The organism is Streptomyces albipurpureus (genome assembly GCF_023701525.1).
GTDB classification, from domain to species: domain Bacteria; phylum Actinomycetota; class Actinomycetes; order Streptomycetales; family Streptomycetaceae; genus Streptomyces; species Streptomyces albipurpureus.
The window spans coordinates 56,180-72,482 of record NZ_JAMQAW010000008.1; the positions used below are offsets into that span (position 1 = coordinate 56,180).

13 protein-coding genes are annotated in these 16,303 nt (G+C 69.2%); 12 read left to right on the plus strand and 1 reads right to left on the minus strand.

Annotated elements, in window-relative coordinates:
- The first annotated feature begins 444 nt into the window (after positions 1-444).
- The 3 genes from NBG84_RS09345 to NBG84_RS09355 all read left to right on the plus strand — a co-directional run bounded on the left by NBG84_RS09345 (position 445) and on the right by NBG84_RS09355 (position 2,998).
- Positions 445-1,518 carry a nitronate monooxygenase gene (locus tag NBG84_RS09345; RefSeq protein ID WP_250918851.1) on the plus strand — a complete coding sequence of 358 codons (1,074 nt, stop codon included), beginning with the start codon at positions 445-447 and terminating at the stop codon, positions 1,516-1,518.
- Positions 1,515-2,258 carry a 16S rRNA (uracil(1498)-N(3))-methyltransferase gene (locus NBG84_RS09350; protein WP_250918852.1) on the plus strand — a complete coding sequence of 248 codons (744 nt, stop codon included), beginning with the start codon at positions 1,515-1,517 and terminating at the stop codon, positions 2,256-2,258. Before NBG84_RS09345 ends, NBG84_RS09350 begins: the two co-directional genes overlap by 4 nt.
- Positions 2,259-2,470: 212 nt before the next feature.
- Complete coding sequence (locus NBG84_RS09355; RefSeq protein WP_250918853.1) at positions 2,471-2,998, plus strand: hypothetical protein; 528 nt, start codon at positions 2,471-2,473, stop codon at positions 2,996-2,998.
- 206 nt (positions 2,999-3,204) lie between these two features.
- Here the strand turns inward: NBG84_RS09355 and NBG84_RS09360 are convergent, their stop codons facing one another.
- Positions 3,205-3,954 (minus strand): SDR family NAD(P)-dependent oxidoreductase, encoded by a 750-nt coding sequence (locus NBG84_RS09360; RefSeq protein ID WP_250918854.1) that lies wholly within the window; start codon positions 3,952-3,954, stop codon positions 3,205-3,207.
- A gap of 207 nt (positions 3,955-4,161) precedes the next feature.
- On the opposite strand from NBG84_RS09360, the gene NBG84_RS09365 reads away from it, so the two are divergent.
- The 9 genes from NBG84_RS09365 (at position 4,162) to NBG84_RS09405 (ending at position 16,265) form a co-directional block, all read left to right on the plus strand.
- Positions 4,162-4,830: a TetR/AcrR family transcriptional regulator gene (locus tag NBG84_RS09365; RefSeq protein ID WP_250918855.1), complete on the plus strand. Its 669-nt coding sequence runs from the start codon at positions 4,162-4,164 to the stop codon at positions 4,828-4,830.
- 573 nt (positions 4,831-5,403) lie between these two features.
- Complete coding sequence (locus NBG84_RS09370; RefSeq protein WP_250918856.1) at positions 5,404-8,652, plus strand: S41 family peptidase; 3,249 nt, start codon at positions 5,404-5,406, stop codon at positions 8,650-8,652.
- Between the two features lie 271 nt (positions 8,653-8,923).
- A complete protein-coding gene (locus NBG84_RS09375; RefSeq protein WP_250918857.1) occupies positions 8,924-9,283 on the plus strand; it encodes a histidine triad nucleotide-binding protein in 360 nt (119 codons plus the stop codon).
- Positions 9,284-9,295: 12 nt separating this feature from the next.
- The gene (locus NBG84_RS09380; RefSeq protein ID WP_250918858.1) at positions 9,296-10,204 is read left to right on the plus strand and encodes a ribonuclease Z; all 909 of its coding nucleotides are present in this window, start codon (positions 9,296-9,298) and stop codon (positions 10,202-10,204) included.
- Between the two features lie 14 nt (positions 10,205-10,218).
- Positions 10,219-11,226: an adenosine deaminase gene (locus tag NBG84_RS09385; RefSeq protein WP_250918859.1), complete on the plus strand. Its 1,008-nt coding sequence runs from the start codon at positions 10,219-10,221 to the stop codon at positions 11,224-11,226.
- A 618-nt stretch (positions 11,227-11,844) separates the two neighbouring features.
- A complete protein-coding gene (locus NBG84_RS09390) occupies positions 11,845-13,029 on the plus strand; it encodes a carbohydrate kinase family protein (protein WP_425608599.1) in 1,185 nt (394 codons plus the stop codon).
- 359 nt (positions 13,030-13,388) lie between these two features.
- The gene (locus NBG84_RS09395; protein WP_250918861.1) at positions 13,389-14,471 is read left to right on the plus strand and encodes a PhoH family protein; all 1,083 of its coding nucleotides are present in this window, start codon (positions 13,389-13,391) and stop codon (positions 14,469-14,471) included.
- A gap of 13 nt (positions 14,472-14,484) precedes the next feature.
- A complete protein-coding gene (gene ybeY / locus NBG84_RS09400; RefSeq protein ID WP_250918862.1) occupies positions 14,485-14,982 on the plus strand; it encodes an rRNA maturation RNase YbeY in 498 nt (165 codons plus the stop codon).
- Positions 14,979-16,265, plus strand: coding sequence for a hemolysin family protein (locus NBG84_RS09405; RefSeq protein WP_250918863.1), 1,287 nt, complete (start codon positions 14,979-14,981; stop codon positions 16,263-16,265). Before ybeY ends, NBG84_RS09405 begins: the two co-directional genes overlap by 4 nt.
- Positions 16,266-16,303: the final 38 nt, after the last annotated feature.

Consider the following 16,303-nt stretch of genomic DNA (forward strand, 5'->3'; position numbering starts at 1 on the left):
GACCGACTGCCGGATGAGATCGGACGCCCCGACTATCGGTTCGTGTGTCGCGTACAACAGGTGAGGGTCCCTCGGCCCGGGTGGAGGGTACGGGGGTGTGGAGCCCCCGGCCCGGGGCGGAGTGTTCGCGGCCTTGGCCCGGGTGGAGGGTACGGGGGCATGGTCTCCCCGGCCCGGACCCGGTCAGCCGGGACCGGTTCCTCGTTCTCCTGACCAGTCCGGGGTCACTAGTCCGGGGTCATCACTTGGCTTGAACTCACTGGTGCGAGAGCTGGCGCCATATCCGCCAGATGGACGATCCGCCGTCTGGACCCGCCTCACTCACCGCCCCATGACAGGGCCTCCGACCTGCGCAGAAGCACCGTAGAAAGCAGGGCCAGTCTCCTCGTGTGGAGAGGTCAGGCTCGATTCGGTGGGCCGTCAGTGGCATGACACGATGCACACATGTCCTCCGTACTGACCGATCTCTGTCGGTATCCGATCGTGCAGGCGCCCATGGCGGGCGGAGCGTCGTGCCCGCAGTTGGCCGCCGCCGTATCCGAGGCCGGCGGCCTCGGGTTCCTGGCCGCCGGGTACAAGACCGTGGACGGTATGTACCAAGAGGTCAAACAGATCCGTGGGCTCACCTCGCGGCCCTTCGGCGTCAATCTCTTCATGCCGCAACCCAGGACCGCGGACTCCGCCGCCATCGAGGTCTACCGCCAGCAACTCGCCGGTGAGGTGAGTTGGTACGAGACCCCGCTCGGTGACCCCGACTCCGGTCGTGATGATGGCTACGAGGCCAAGCTCGCCATCCTTCGGGACGACCCCGTCCCCGTGGTCTCCTTCACCTTCGGCTGCCCCAGCCGCGCGGTCCTGGAGTCCTTCGCCAAGGCGGGGACCGTCACCGTGGTCACCGTCACCACTCCGGAAGAGGCGCAGATCGCCCAGTCGGCGGGTGCCGATGTGCTGTGTGTGCAGGGCGTCGAAGCCGGCGGGCACCAGGGCACCTACCGCGATGACTTCGCCACCGACCAGAGCGGCATCGGACTGCTCACCCTCATCGCACTCGTCCGGGAGACCGTCGAGCTGCCCCTTGTCGCCACCGGTGGGCTGATGCGCGGCAGCCAGATCGCCGCCGCGCTCGCCGCCGGCGCGGACGCCACCCAGCTCGGGACCGCGTTTCTCGTCTGCCCCGAGTCGGGCGCACACCCTCTGCACAAGCGGGCCATGACCAATCCCCTCTTCGTCCGTACGGAACTGACCCGAGCCTTCACCGGACGACCCGCCCGCGGTCTGGTGAACCGCTTTATGCGGGAACACGGACCGTACGCGCCCGCTGCCTATCCCCAAGTGCACTATCTGACCACCGGACTGCGGAAGGCCGCCGCGAAGACAGGCGATGCGCAGGGCATGGCGCTCTGGGCGGGGCAGGGGCATCGATTGGCGCGTGAGTTGCCCGCCGCTCAACTCGTCGAGGTCCTCGCCGATGAACTGGACGCGGCGAGTGTGAACTACGCCCAGGAGGAGTCCCGTTGACCGCCCCCGTGTTCTTGCTGGACTCCCTGGGTGGCGCCGCTCCCGGCGCCCGGATCATCCTGGACGGCCCCGAGGGGCGACACGCCGTCTCCGTACGGCGATTGCAGCCGGGCGAGGAGATCGTGCTCACCGATGGCCTCGGCCGGGGGGCTGCCGGTGTCGTCGTAGCGGCGGAGGGCAGGGATCGGCTCACCGTGGAGGTGCTGAGCCTGCCCGAAGAGCCCGAGCCGCGCACCCGTATCACCGTCGTTCAGGCGCTCCCCAAGGGCGACCGTGGCGAACTCGCCGTCGAAACCATGACCGAGACCGGTGTGGACCGCATCGTGCCGTGGGCCGCTGCCCGCTGCATCACCCAGTGGAAGGGCGAACGCGGAGCCAAGGCCCTCGCCAAATGGCGGGCAACCGCCAGGGAGGCCGGGAAGCAGTCCCGCAGACTGCGCTTTCCCGAGGTCGCGGACGCAGCCACGACCAAACAGATCGCAGCCCTACTCGCTGACGCCGACTTCGCGGCGGTGCTCCATGAGGAGGGCGCAGAGCCGCTCGCTACCGTCGAACTGCCCGCCGAGGGGTCAATCGTGCTTGTCGTGGGGCCCGAAGGCGGTGTTTCCCCGCAGGAGTTGACCGCCTTCGCGGACGCGGGGGCGCGCCCCTACCGACTCGGACGCACGGTACTGCGGACCTCGACCGCGGGTACGGCAGCGGTGGCTCTGCTCCTTGGACGAACGGGCCGCTGGGCCTGACCATCGCCGGTACGAGGCCGGTGGGTCCGCTCGTAGGGCTGGTGTGAACCAAACCCCATGGCGCTGTGTTTGAACCAACCCCATGGCGCTGTGCGGGGATGGCGAGCGGGCGCCTGCCCGGTGCGTGGGACTGGTCGTCTTGGCGTCCATCCGGGGGTTTCTGTCCGCAACCAGTCTTTTCCTGCCCGCCCCGCAGTGCCACCCTGCCGTCCATGAAAGTCACCTCACCAAGACGCCGTCGGCGTGTTCTGGCCGTGCTTGCCGTCACCGGGGCGGCCATCGCGGGCTTGACGGCTTGTGAGCCCGCCTCCGCGGAGCTCAACTCCTCCGCTGTCGCCGTCACCACCGATCGGACCGCGACCAGGGCCATGGAGCGACTTGGCTACAAGGTCAGTTGGTTCAGCTGTACGGCGAGGCTGGGCGGTACGGGGGAGTCCGGTGCAACGGCGCCAGCCGGGTACGCCACCGTTGACTGCGAGGGCGAGACCAAGTCCGGCCAGCCCATCACGCTCAAGGGCCGGGTGACGGACGAACGTTCCGGTACCTGTATCCGCGGTGATCTCAGGACCCGCATCAATGACAAGCTCGCCTTCACGGCCACCTACCTCGGAGACTGTGACTCCCAGCCCAGTGGCACCCCTCGTCCCTCCGGTCCGGCCAACCGGCCGGGTGATGAGCCTCGTGCCACCGTGACGGTCACGGAGACGGTCACCGTCACCGCCGAACCAACCCGTCAGTGAATCGGGCGGCCCGGCTGTCGCGTCAGTGGGTGAACCGTTTCCAGCGACCGTCGTTCCGGGCCGGTGCCGGTGCCGGTGCCGGTGCCGGTGCCGGTGCCGTGCCGTGGAGATCCCGCGCCCCGGCCCAACCGGCCCCAGGAGACAGGTTCCGGGCCGTATGAGCGCAGCCAGGCGGCGCGCCGACGACGTGGCCGGCGGCGCGGGGCTCATGCGTTCGTCCCCGCGTCGACCGTGATGGCCGCGCCCGTGATGGCGCGTCCACCGGGGCCGGCCAGGTGCACGACCGTGGCCGCCACATCGTCGGGGTCGAGAAAGCGGTCCAGCGCGGAGAGCGCCCGCTGGTAGTCGGCGCTCTCACCGTCGGCCGGGTTCATCTCCGTGTCGGTGGAGCCGGGGTGGACCACATTGACCGTGATGCCGCGCGGCCCGAGCTCACGGGCGAGGCCCCGGGTGAGGCCGCCGAGCGCCGCCTTGCTCATCGCGTACAGCGCGATGCCCGGGAACGGGACCCGGTCGGCGAGATTGCTTCCGATGTTGATGATCCGTCCGCCGTCGGGCAGATGGTGCGAAGCCGCCTGGGCGGCGAGAAAGGCCGCCCGGGCGTGTATGGCCAGGGTGCGGTCCAGCTCCTCGACGGTGACGTCCTCGAACGGGCCCCAGGGATAGATCCCGGCGTTGTTCACCAGGATGTCCAGGCGGCCCCATGTCGCGGCGGCGCCGCGCACCGCGCCACTGACCTCATCGGCTCGGGCGGCATCAGCCTTGATCATGAGCGCCTGTCTACCGAGTGCCTCGACCTCCTCCACCACTCCTCGCGCCCGCTTCTCGCTCGCTGGACTGACATAGGTGAAGGCCACGTCCGCCCCCTCACCAGCCAGCCCTCTCACGATCGCCGCGCCGATCCCCCTACTGCCGCCCGTCACCAGTGCGGCCTTGCCCAGCAATGTGTCGCCCATGACGCCCCCCATTTCTGTGCCGATCACTATGGAAATGCTGTCACGCGCCCCGAGTACCGTCAAGGTGTATTTTTAGTGATCGACACAGAATTCAGCCGCCGGGACAGTACCGGTCGGGGACGAGCGGGTCGGACAGTGACAGGCGGCCGGGCACCACCGGGACCGCCCGCCGGACGAGTCCGGCGCGGAGACAGAGGAGGCGGGCCCATGGCGGCACGCGGACGCCCTCGGGGCTTTGATCGGGCCACCGCTCTGGAGCGGGCCATGCAGGCCTTCTGGACGCACGGGTACGAGACGACGTCGATGACCGAGCTGACATCCGCCATGGAGATCAGCTCCCCGAGCCTGTACGCCGCGTTCGGCTCCAAGGAGCAGTTGTTCCGTGAGGCGGTCGCCCTCTACAACGACACCGAGGGCGGCCCGGTGACCCGTGCGCTCACCGAGGAACCCACCGCGTACGCGGCCGTCGCGGCCGTGCTCCGGGAGAACGCCCGCGCGTACACCGGCGACGACCGGCCGGCCGGTTGCATGATCGTGCTCGCCGCGATGAACGTCTCCGACGCGGGCGCGGATGTCCGCGACCACCTCGCCCAGTGGCGCAGGTCGGGCGTGGAGATGATGGCCGCCCGGCTGGACCGGGGCGTGCGGGAGGGTGAGCTGCCTCCGGACGCGGACACCGCGACGATCGCCGCCTTCTACACCGCCGTGCTCCAGGGCATGTCCGTACAGGCCGTTGACGGTGCCCGGGCCGAGGATCTGGAGCGCGTCGCCGAGTGCGCCCTCGCGGCCTGGGGTGCCGTCACGGCGTCACACCGCACACAGGGCGAGCCCCCGCCCGCCGCGCTGCCCAGGACTCCGGAGCCGGCCGGAGGCTGAGACGACAGCGGTGCCCGGGGCGGCAGTTGCCGTCGGCTGCGGGGTGACTCTTCGTGCTGCCCACCCCCGGGACCGGCCGATGGCCTGGTCGACGGGTTCATCGGGTTCGGCGGCCGGGCCCCATTTCGCGAGCCCGGCGGTCCGCTGGTCGGTACACACGATGGTGAGTCGGCCGGATCCGGCCCAGTCGAGGTCTTCGTCGGCGTGGCCTGAGCCGTCAACGCGGTGGGCAGGTGCCCACCGCCTCCGCCTCCGCCGCCGGCGCACAGCTGAAACCGTTCGCCGACACTCCACCAGTCGTCCCACCCCTCGGGAGGTGGACCCGCTGGGACCCGGTCGGGAACTTGACGGCATTCGCAATGATCAACTACCGGTGATCCGGCCACCTGCCATCGCACCCCCCGGCGTCCGGTCCGGGGCAGCGGTTGGCTCCTCCCCATGACACGAGTAGGTGCCGGGTCAAGTACGGGCGGGCGCAACTGTCCTGGAAGCGCCCCCGGCCTCGCCGGCCCACCTGCCCGGGTTGCTCACAAAGTCGTGACCCCACCCTCCTGGCCTGCTTAGGGTGACCCTGTGACGCAGCCTGCTTACCTCCGGTATCCGCATATCCACGGCGAGTTGATCGCCTTTATCGCCGAGGACGACGTCTGGGTCGCCCCCCTCGACGGCGGTCGAGCCTGGCGGGTCAGCGCCGATGACATACCGGTGGACCATCCCCGCTTCTCACCCGATGGCCAGCACATCGCCTGGACCTCCCGACGGGACGGGGCGCCCGAGGTGCATACGGCACCCGTCGACGGTGGATCCACGACCCGGCTCACCTACTGGGGCGACTCCAAGACATCCGTCCGCGGCTGGACCCCCGAAGGGGACGTCCTCGCGATCAGCGCCCATGGCCAGGCATCCTCCCGCCGCACGTGGGCCCGGGCCGTTCCGCTCGATGGCGGTCCTGCGACAGCGTTGCCTTACGGGCCCGTGGGCGATGTGGCCCACGGCGACCCCGGCGTCCTGCTGCTCTCCGTCACCATGGGACGCGAGGCCGCGGCCTGGAAGCGGTATCGGGGCGGTACGGCGGGCAAGCTGTGGATCGACCGGGCCGGCGACGGCGAATTCGTCCGGCTGCTCGAAGAGTTGGACGGCAACATCGAGTACCCCCTGTGGTTGGGGGACGCCTCCTCCGCCGACGCGGCGGGGCGCATTGCCTTCCTCTCCGACCACGAAGGCACCGGAGCCATCTACTCCGCTCTGCCGGACGGTTCGGACCTGCGGCGGCACAGCCCCCTCGACGGCTTCTACGCCCGCCACGCCGCCACCGACGGAACCCGCGTCGTCTACAGCTCCGCCGGCGAACTCTGGCTCATCGACCAACTGTCCGGCTCCGGTACCGACTCCCCACCCGAGCCGCGACGGCTCGACATCAGGCTCGGTGGCCAACGCACCGATCTACGCCCACGCCTCATCGACGCCGAACACCACCTGGGCTCCGCGCGCCCCGACCACACCGCACGGGGTAGCGCGGTCGAGATCCGAGGCGGTATCCACTGGGTGACCCACCGCGAAGGCCCGGCGCGCGCCCTCTCGGTGACATCGGGCGTACGCGCCAGGCTGCCCCGAACCTTCCGGGTCGGCGGTGTGGAACACGTCGTCTGGGTCACCGACGCGGAGGGCGCGGATGCCCTGGAGTTCGCCCCTTCGACCGGCGCGCTCGCCGGGACGACACCGCGCAGACTCGGTGCTGGGCGACTCGGGCGGGTGCTGAACCTGGCCATGGCCCCCGACGGCAGCCGCGCCGCGGTCGCCTCCCACGACGGTCGGGTACTGCTCATCGAGCGCGAATCGGGAGACGTACGCGAAGTCGACCGCAGCGAGGACGGCGAGGCCACCGGGCTCACCTTCTCGCCCGACTCCCGCTGGCTGGCCTGGTCCCACGCCGGACCGTCACCGCTGCGGCAACTCAAACTCGCCGCCACCGCGGAGCTCACCGTCTCGGAGGCCACACCACTGCGCTTCCGTGACTTCCAACCCGCCTTCACCCTCGACGGCAAGCATCTGGCCTTTCTCTCCGAGCGGTCCTTCGACCCGGTCTATGACAGCCATGTCTTCGACCTCGCCTTCGTCGGCGGCTGCCGACCGCATCTGATCACCCTGGCGGCGACCACCCCTTCGCCGTTCGGGCCACAGCGCCACGGCCGGCCCTTCGAAGCCGACAAGGACACCGGCGGCGAGGGCCAGGAGGAGAGCGGCAACGGCACTCCCACCACGAAGATCGACCTCGAAGGGCTCGCCGACCGCATAGTCCCGTTCCCGGTCGAGGCAGCCCGCTACTCGACGCTACGGGCGGCCAAAGACGGACTGCTCTGGCTGCGCCACCCCCTGAGCGGAGTGCTGGGCGCGACCAAGGCGAACGCCAGCGACCCGGGGCCCACCACCTCGCTCGAACGCTATGACCTGGTCCACCAGCGCAGTGAGGAACTGGCGTCGGACGTGGGGAGTTATTCGGTCAGCGGTGATGGGAAGAGAGTGCTCCTCTACAGCGGCGGCACCCTGAAGGTGGTGCCCAGCGACCAACGCGCCTCGCATGACGAGGACAGCGACACCAACATCACCGTCGACCTCTCGCGCGTACGCCAGCCCCTCGACCCGGCCGCCGAGTGGCGGCAGATGTACGAGGAAGCCGGGCGGCTGATGCGCGACAACTTCTGGCGCGCCGACCTCGCAGGCGTCGACTGGGACGGTGTCCTGGATCGCTACCGACCGCTGCTCTCCCGGGTCGCCACCCACGACGACCTGGTGGATCTCCTCTGGGAGGTGCAGGGCGAACTGGGCACATCCCACGCCTATGTCACACCGGGCGGCTGGTACGGCGGGCGATCTGAGCGGCAGGGGCTGCTCGGCGCGGATGTGTCGCGCGGTGAGGACGGCGGCTGGCGTGTGGAGCGGGTCCTTCCGTCGGAGACCTCCGATCCGCAGGCGCACTCACCGCTGGCCGCGCCGGGGGTCGCGGTGCGCGCCGGAGACGCGATCATCGCGGTGGACGGACGTCCGGTGGACCCGCTCGCCGGCCCCGGGCCCCTTCTCATGGGCTCCGCGGGCAAACCGGTCGAGTTGACCATCGCCCCGGTGGGCGGTGGCGACCCCCGGTACGCGGTCGTGGTGCCGCTCGCCGATGAGGGACCGCTGCGCTACCACGCGTGGGTAGCGGACCGGCGGGCCTATGTCCATGAGAAGTCCCAGGGGCGGCTCGGCTACCTCCACGTTCCCGATATGCAGGCTCCGGGATGGGCGCAGATCCACCGCGATCTACGGATCGAGGTGGCGCGCGAGGGGCTTGTCGTGGACGTGCGGGAGAACCGCGGCGGGCACACCTCCCAACTGGTGATCGAGAAGCTGGCGCGCCGGATAGTCGGGTGGGACCTACCGCGCGATATGCGCCCTTCCAGCTATCCGGCGGATGCCCCGAGAGGGCCGGTGGTGGCCGTCGCCAACGAGTTCTCCGGGTCCGACGGCGATGTGGTCAACGCCGCGATCAAGGCACTGGGCATCGGCCCGGTGGTGGGGACGCGGACCTGGGGCGGGGTGGTCGGCATCGACAACAGATACAGCCTGGTGGACGGCACTTCGGTGACCCAGCCGAAGTACGCCCTGTGGCTGGAGGGTTACGCGTGGGGGGTGGAGAACCACGGGGTGGACCCGGATGTCGAGGTGGTGATGGCACCCCAAGACCATGTCGCCGGGCGGGACACCCAGCTGGATGAGGCGGTGCGGATGGCACTGGCGGCGCTGGCGGAGAACCCGGCGAAGTCACCGCCGGCCAGGGAGTAGGGAGACGGTACGCGGTCCACCGCGGAGTGGACCGCGTACCTCTTCCCGATGGTTGTCCGGGCCCCACCATCGGCCCGATCGAGGGGGTGCCGCGCGGGGCGACGGCCACCGCGTCTCCCTCCCGCGATCTCCCGTAGCGCGGGTCCGTGGAGCCGTGGGCAGTTGGGGGAGGGGCGGCGGCTGTTGCGATGGTTATCCACAGGCAGGCCGGCCGGTGGTGTGTGCTCGATACGATGTTCACGTACTGGACTCAAACGAGGAGGACACCGGCATGGCGGGAGAACCGCAGGCTGACTGCCTGTTCTGCAAGATCGTCGCGGGCGATGTGCCAGCGACGGTCGTGCGGGAGACCGAGACCGTTGTCGCCTTCCGCGACATCACTCCCCAGGCGCCCACGCATGTCCTGGTGATCCCCAAGGCCCACTACCCCGATGCGGCCTCCCTCGCCACGGCCGAGCCCGGCCTCGCCGCCGATGTGCTGCGTGTGGCCGGTGAGGTCGCCGAGCAGGAGAAGACCATCGATTCCGGATATCGCATCGTCTTCAACACCGGTTCCGGCGCCGGGCAGACCGTCTTCCACGCCCATGCCCATGTCCTCGGTGGCCGCGGCCTCGCCTGGCCTCCGGGATAGCGGCGGCCGATCTTGTCCGTACGCGAACTGGTCGTGCTCGGCACCGCCAGCCAGGTCCCCACCCGACACCGCAACCACAACGGCTACCTACTGCGCTGGGGCGCCGAAGGCATCCTCTTCGATCCGGGGGAGGGCACCCAGCGCCAGATGCTGCGCGCGGGGGTCGCCGCCCATGACATCAACCGGATCTGCGTCACCCACTTCCATGGTGACCACTCCCTGGGGCTCGCCGGTGTCATCCAGCGCATCAACCTCGATCGTGTTCCGCACGAGGTCTTCGCCCACTACCCCGCAAGCGGTCAGCACTACTTCGACCGTTTGCGGTACGCCACCGCCTACCGCGAGACCGTGCAACTGAGCCAGCACCCCGTCATCACCGATGGGATGCTGGCCGAGACCGCCGCCTACAGCCTCACCGCGCACCGGCTCTCGCACCCCGTGGAGTCCTTCGGCTACCAGCTCACCGAGCCGGACGGTAGGAGGATGCTCCCCCAAAAGCTCGCCGCCCATGGCATCCAGGGCCCCGATGTGGGCCGCCTCCAGCGTGCGGGAGAGCTCCGCGGGGTCACCTTGGAGCAGGTCAGCGAGAATCGCCCGGGCCAGCGGTTCGCCTTCGTCATGGACACCCGGCTCTGCGACGGTGTGTACGCCCTCGCCGAGGGCTGCGACATGCTCGTCATCGAATCCACCTTCCTGGACGAGGACGAGCAGCTCGCCGTGGACCACGGTCATCTAACGGCTGGCCAGGCCGCCCGGGTCGCCCGGGACGCGGGTGTCCGGCATCTGGTCCTCACCCACTTCTCCCAGCGCTACAGCGACCCCGGCGCGTTCGAACAGCAGGCACGCGCCGCCGGCTTCACCGCCGAGTTGACCATCGCGGCCGATCTGCTGCGCGTCCCCCTCCCCACCCGACGACCATGAACGAAGCTGGACCCGTGCCACTCCCCAAAGCTGAACTGCATCTGCACATCGAAGGCACGCTGGAGCCCGAGCTCGCCTTTGCTCTCGCTGCCCGCAACGGCGTGCGGCTTCCTTTCGAGGACACCGAAGAGCTGCGTCGCGCCTACCTCTTCGAGGACCTCCAGTCCTTCCTCCACCTCTACTACGCGCTGATGGCGGTCCTCCGCACCGAGGACGACTTCGCCGAGTTGACCGACGGCTATCTCGCCCGGGCCGCGGCCCAGGGTGTGCGCCATGCGGAGATCTTCTTCGATCCGCAGGCCCACACCGCCCGAGGGGTTCCCCTCGCCACCGTGGTCGAAGGCATCGCCCGAGCGCTCGACACAAGCGAGGAGCGGCACGGGATCTCGACCCGTCTGATCATGTGCTTTCTTCGTGATCAGTCCGCCGCGTCCGCCATGGAGACCCTCCAGGCGGCGAAGCCGCATCTGCACCGGATCACGGCGGTGGGCCTCGACTCCGCCGAGGCGGGGCATCCGCCGTCGAAGTTCCGTGAGGTGTACGAGGCGGCTGGTGCGCTCGGGTTGCGCAAGGTGGCTCATGCGGGCGAGGAAGGCCCCGCGGAGTACGTTCGGGAGGCCCTGGACATCCTTGGGGTGGAGCGCATCGACCATGGGCTGCGCTGTGTGGAAGACCACGAGCTCGTCGAACGGCTCGCCCGGGAGCGGGTGCCGTTGACGCTCTGCCCGCTGTCGAACGTCCGGCTCAAGGTCATCGATGTTCTGGAAGAACACCCGCTGGCCCGGATGATGGACGCCGGCCTGCTGTGCACGGTGAACTCGGATGACCCCGCGTACTTCGGCGGGTATGTGGGCGACACCTTCCACGCGGTACGGGAGGCGCTGGGTTTGACGGACGAGCGGCTTCGGGAGCTCGCGCGCAACTCGTTCGTCGCCGCCTTCTTGGAGGACGACGAGCCCAGACGAGCCCGGTTGATCGCCGAGGTCGAGGCGTATGACTTCACGATGGAGCGCCGCGAATAGGAGCGCACCGAGGAGTAGCACACCAAGGAGAGTCGCTCTGGGGCGGGCTGGTGGTGCGGGGCGATGCCCTGGCTGGCTCGGTCTCGCTTCGACGGGGCCGAAGTCCCGCCCGGGGTCAAACCGACCCTGTTCGGGGGCAGCGGCATCGCTCGGGGTGATCTGCTCAGCCCGCCCCTTCGGCGCGTCCTTGTCGGCGTCGGGGTGCGGTAGGGGGCGCGGTCGCGCCTGATCGGAGCGGGCCGGAACACGACACCCTCGTCTGAGTCTGAGTCTGCCGCCCTTATGCCGGTGGCCTGTCCGGTGGCCGGTGCCGGTGCCCGAGGCGGCTCTGAGCAGGGCCAGGCGTTGGCGCAGGGACGCCGTGGGTGCTGGGACAGGGCATCAGGCGATCAGCCCAGGGCTGTTGTGGTGGAACTCGGTCGAGAGGTATCTCGGGGTAGCCCCGCTCGCTTCGGTGCGGAGCGAGCAGGGAAGGGCAGGGGCCTAGCAAGCCCACTTTCAGTCGAATGTGTGTTTGATCCGAGTATGCCCGCCTTGGGCGGAGTGTGCGGAGCCGACCCGGGAAACTTCCCGTTCGTACCGCAACTGGCCCCGCCTCAGAGGCTCCATCAGGCACACTTGCCCACATCTGCACCACGCACAGAAGCGGCGGCACCGGTGAGCACGCGACATGGAAAGCACGGGCAACCACACGGACCACGACAGGCACAGCCCTCGGTCCTCAAGCCCCCCTGCCTCGACCCCCTTGCGGCGCTCCGCACCCCTGCCGATCCCGCCTGCGATGTGTACCTCACCGGGACCGTCTTCCTGGACATCATCTTCACCGGCCTTGGCTCCGCCCCCGTTCGCGGTACCGAGTCCTGGGCCCATGGGATGGGTTCCAGCCCCGGCGGTGTGGCGAACATGGCCACGGCGCTCGCCAGGCTCGGCCTGCGCACCTCGCTCGCCGCCGCCTTCGGCGACGATCACTACGGCGACTACTGCTGGGACGCGCTGGAGCAGGGCGAAGGCATCGACCTCTCGCTGTCACGCACGGTTTCTGGCTGGCACTCGCCCGTCACGGTCTCGATGGCCTACGAGGGCGAACGCACGATGGTCTCCCACGGCCATGAGGCCCCGCCCCCGGAGCCCGCCCCCGAGTGCCCGCCGCCCGCCAGGGCCGCCATCGCCTCTCTCACCCCCGGCCGCAGAGATGAGTGGATCGCCCAAGCAGCCCGCAAGGGAACCCGGGTCTTCGCCGATGTCGGCTGGGACGAGAGCGGCCGCTGGGACCCGGCTGACCTGGCGGATCTGGAGCACTGCGAGGCGTTCTTGCCGAATGCCGAGGAGGCCATGCGCTACACGCGCACGGAGTGCCCTCGGGCTGCGGCGCACGCGCTCACCGAGCGGGTGCCCGTGGCCGTCGTCACCCTCGGCGCGGAGGGGGCGTACGCCGTGGACCGCCGAAGTGGAGAGTCCGCCCAGGTCCCGGCCATCGCGGTGGAGGCGCTTGACCCGACGGGGGCCGGAGATGTCTTTGTGGCGGGATTTGTCACCGGCAGCCTCGCGGGATGGCCGCTTGCGGACCGGCTGGCCTTCGCGGGGCTGACGGCCGCGCTCTCCGTGCAGGAGTTCGGCGGATCGCTCTCCGCTCCCGGCTGGCTGGAGATCGCGGCTTGGTGGCAGCAGATCCAGGGCGTGGCCGACCAGGACCCCGCGGCGCTGCGCAGATATGCCTTCCTGGACGCACTGCTGCCCCCGCCGGCCAGGCCCTGGCCCCTGCGCAGGGCAGTACCCACCATTGGCTTCCGCAGCTCCGTGTGATCGTCGACTTCGGCAGCCCTGGCCCGGGGCATCCCCTCGGCACCGGTGCCGTCCGCCGCGCGCATCGGGGCCTTCTCCCCGTCCGGGAGGCTCCCACCGGTCGTGGGACTCGGCCACTCGGCCAGCCGCCCGGGAGGTCGACGTCCCGCACCAGTGACCGCCGGGCCCGGGGCGTTGGCCAGGGGATGGGAGTGTCGGGTCCGGGGCCTGGCCCGGCCTGGCCCTGAGACCCGTACGGGGTTCCGGCTGGGAAAACCCCTCGGCCCTTGTCACTGCGGCGTCGTACGCTGGAGTCTCAGAGGTTGTCGAGCAGCGAGAACCCTGCCACGGGAGGTATGTGCAGGCCACAGAGCCGGCCCATGACTCACACACCCACAGCCCAGTCCAGCCCCCGCCGTCCGGCAAGTCCAGCGGACGCGGGGAGCACCCCAGCACCACGGCAGGCGCGAGCCGAGTTCACCGTTCCCGCTAAGCACCCGATGGTGACACTCCTCGGTTCAGGCGACGCCCTACTGCGCGTGATCGAGAAGGCCTTCCCGGCGGCCGATATCCATGTCCGGGGAAATCAGGTCAGCGCCGTTGGCGACGCGGCGGAAGTCGCACTCATCCAGCGCCTGTTCGACGAGATGATGCTGGTGCTCCGCACCGGTCAGCCGATGACGGAGGACGCAGTGGAACGCTCGATCGCCATGCTCAGGGCGAGCGGGAACGGCGGTGGGGAAGGCATCTCAGAGACCCCCGCCGAGGTCCTCACCCAGAACATCCTCTCCAGCCGCGGTCGGACCATCCGCCCCAAGACGCTCAACCAGAAGCACTATGTCGACGCCATCGACAAGCACACGATCGTCTTCGGTATCGGCCCCGCGGGCACGGGCAAGACCTATCTCGCCATGGCCAAGGCGGTCCAGGCCCTCCAGTCCAAGCAGGTCACCCGGATCATCCTGACCAGGCCCGCCGTCGAGGCCGGCGAGCGGCTGGGCTTCCTACCCGGCACGCTCTACGAGAAGATCGACCCGTATCTCCGCCCGTTGTACGACGCCCTGCACGACATGCTCGATCCCGACTCGATTCCCCGGCTGATGGCCGCGGGCACCATCGAGGTCGCGCCGCTGGCGTATATGCGTGGGCGGACGCTCAATGACGCGTTCATCATCCTCGACGAGGCGCAGAACACGAGCGCCGAGCAGATGAAGATGTTCCTGACGAGGCTCGGCTTCGACTCGAAGATCGTCATCACCGGAGATGTCACCCAGGTCGACCTCCCCAGCGGCACCAAGAGCGGTCTGCGGCAGGTCCAGGACATCCTGGACGGTGTCGAGGACGTCCATTTCTCCCGGCTCACGTCGCACGATGTCGTCCGGCACAAGCTCGTCGGCCGTATCGTCGACGCGTACGAGAAGTACGACGGCCTGAACGGCGGCCGCAGCGCGAACGGGAAGTAGCTCGAACCACACCATGTCGATCGACGTCAACAATGAGTCCGGAACCGAGGTCGATGAGCATTCGATCCTCGACGTGGCTCGCTATGCGCTCGCCAGGATGAGGATCCATCCGCTCTCCGAGCTGTCGGTGATCGTGGTGGATGACGCGGCGATGGAGCAGCTGCACATCCAGTGGATGGACCTACCGGGTCCCACCGATGTCATGTCCTTCCCGATGGACGAACTGCGTCCCCCGGTCAAGGACGACGAGGAGCCCCCACAGGGCCTCCTCGGGGACATCGTGCTCTGCCCTGAGGTCGCCAAGGCGCAGGGTGAGCAGGCTCCGACGCAGCACTCCATGGACGAGGAGCTCCAGCTTCTGACCGTCCATGGAGTGCTGCACCTGCTGGGGTATGACCATGAGGAGCCGGACGAGAAGGCCGAGATGTTCGGCCTTCAGGCGGCGATCGTTGATGGCTGGCGAGCGGAGAAGGGCTTCACCGGCCCGTCCCCCGCACCGACCGTCTCATGAGCGGGCAACTGGTCTTCGGGGCCGTCCTGCTGGTTGTCGTGGCCTGGCTGGCGGCCTGTGCTGAGGCGGGCATCGCCCGGATCTCCAGCTTCCGGGCCGCCGAAGCGGTCCGCTCCGGGCGGCGTGGGGCGGCCAAGCTGGCCCAGGTCGCCGCGGACCCCACGCGCTATCTCAATGTGGCCCTGCTCGTGCGCGTGGCGTGTGAAATGGCCGCGGGCGTCCTGGTCACCTATGCCTGCCTCCAGGAATTCGCGGAAACATGGGAGGCACTGGCCGTCGCTATCGGTGTGATGGTGCTCGTCTCCTATGTCGCCGTGGGTGTGTCACCGCGGACCATCGGTCGTCAGCATCCGCTGAACACGGCGACGGCCGCGGCGTATGTGCTGCTGCCGCTCGCCAAGATCATGGGCCCCATCCCTCAACTGCTGATCCTGATCGGCAATGCGCTCACCCCCGGAAAGGGCTTCCGTAAAGGCCCCTTCGCGAGCGAGGCGGAGCTGCGGTCGATGGTGGACCTCGCCGAGCAGGAGTCCCTGATCGAGGACGAAGAGCGCCGTATGGTGCACTCCGTCTTTGAATTGGGCGACACGCTGGTACGGGAGGTGATGGTGCCGCGCACGGATCTGATCTGCATCGAGCGGTACAAGACCGTCCGCCAGGCCATCACCCTCGCGCTGCGTTCCGGCTTCTCGCGAGTCCCCGTCACCGGGGAGAACGAGGACGATGTCGTCGGCATCGTCTACCTCAAGGACCTGGCCCGCAAAACGCATGTCAACCGCGAGTCGGAGTCCGATCTGGTCACCACCGCCATGCGGCCCGCGGTCTTTGTGCCCGACACCAAGAACGCCGGGAATTTGCTGCGCGAGATGCAGCAGAAGCGCAACCATGTCGCGGTCGTCATCGATGAGTACGGCGGCACCGCCGGCATCGTGACGATCGAGGACATCCTGGAGGAGATCGTCGGCGAGATCACCGATGAGTACGACCGTGAACTGCCCCCGATCGAGGAGTTGGGCGATGGCCGCTTCCGGGTGACGGCACGGCTCGACATCGGCGATATGGGCGAGCTCTACGGTCTCGATGAGCTTGACGACGACGATGTCGAGACCGTCGGCGGACTGCTGGCCAAGGCGCTCGGCCGGGTGCCGATCGCCGGTGCGACCGCCCTGTTCGACCTGCCGGACGGGCGGGCGCTTCGGCTCACGGCCGAGTCTCCGGCCGGACGACGGAACAAGATCGTCACTGTGCTGGTGGAACCGGTCTCGGGGCACGCCCAAGGATGAGCACGCCGCGTGAGGACGTCATGACGTAAGCCCTTGGG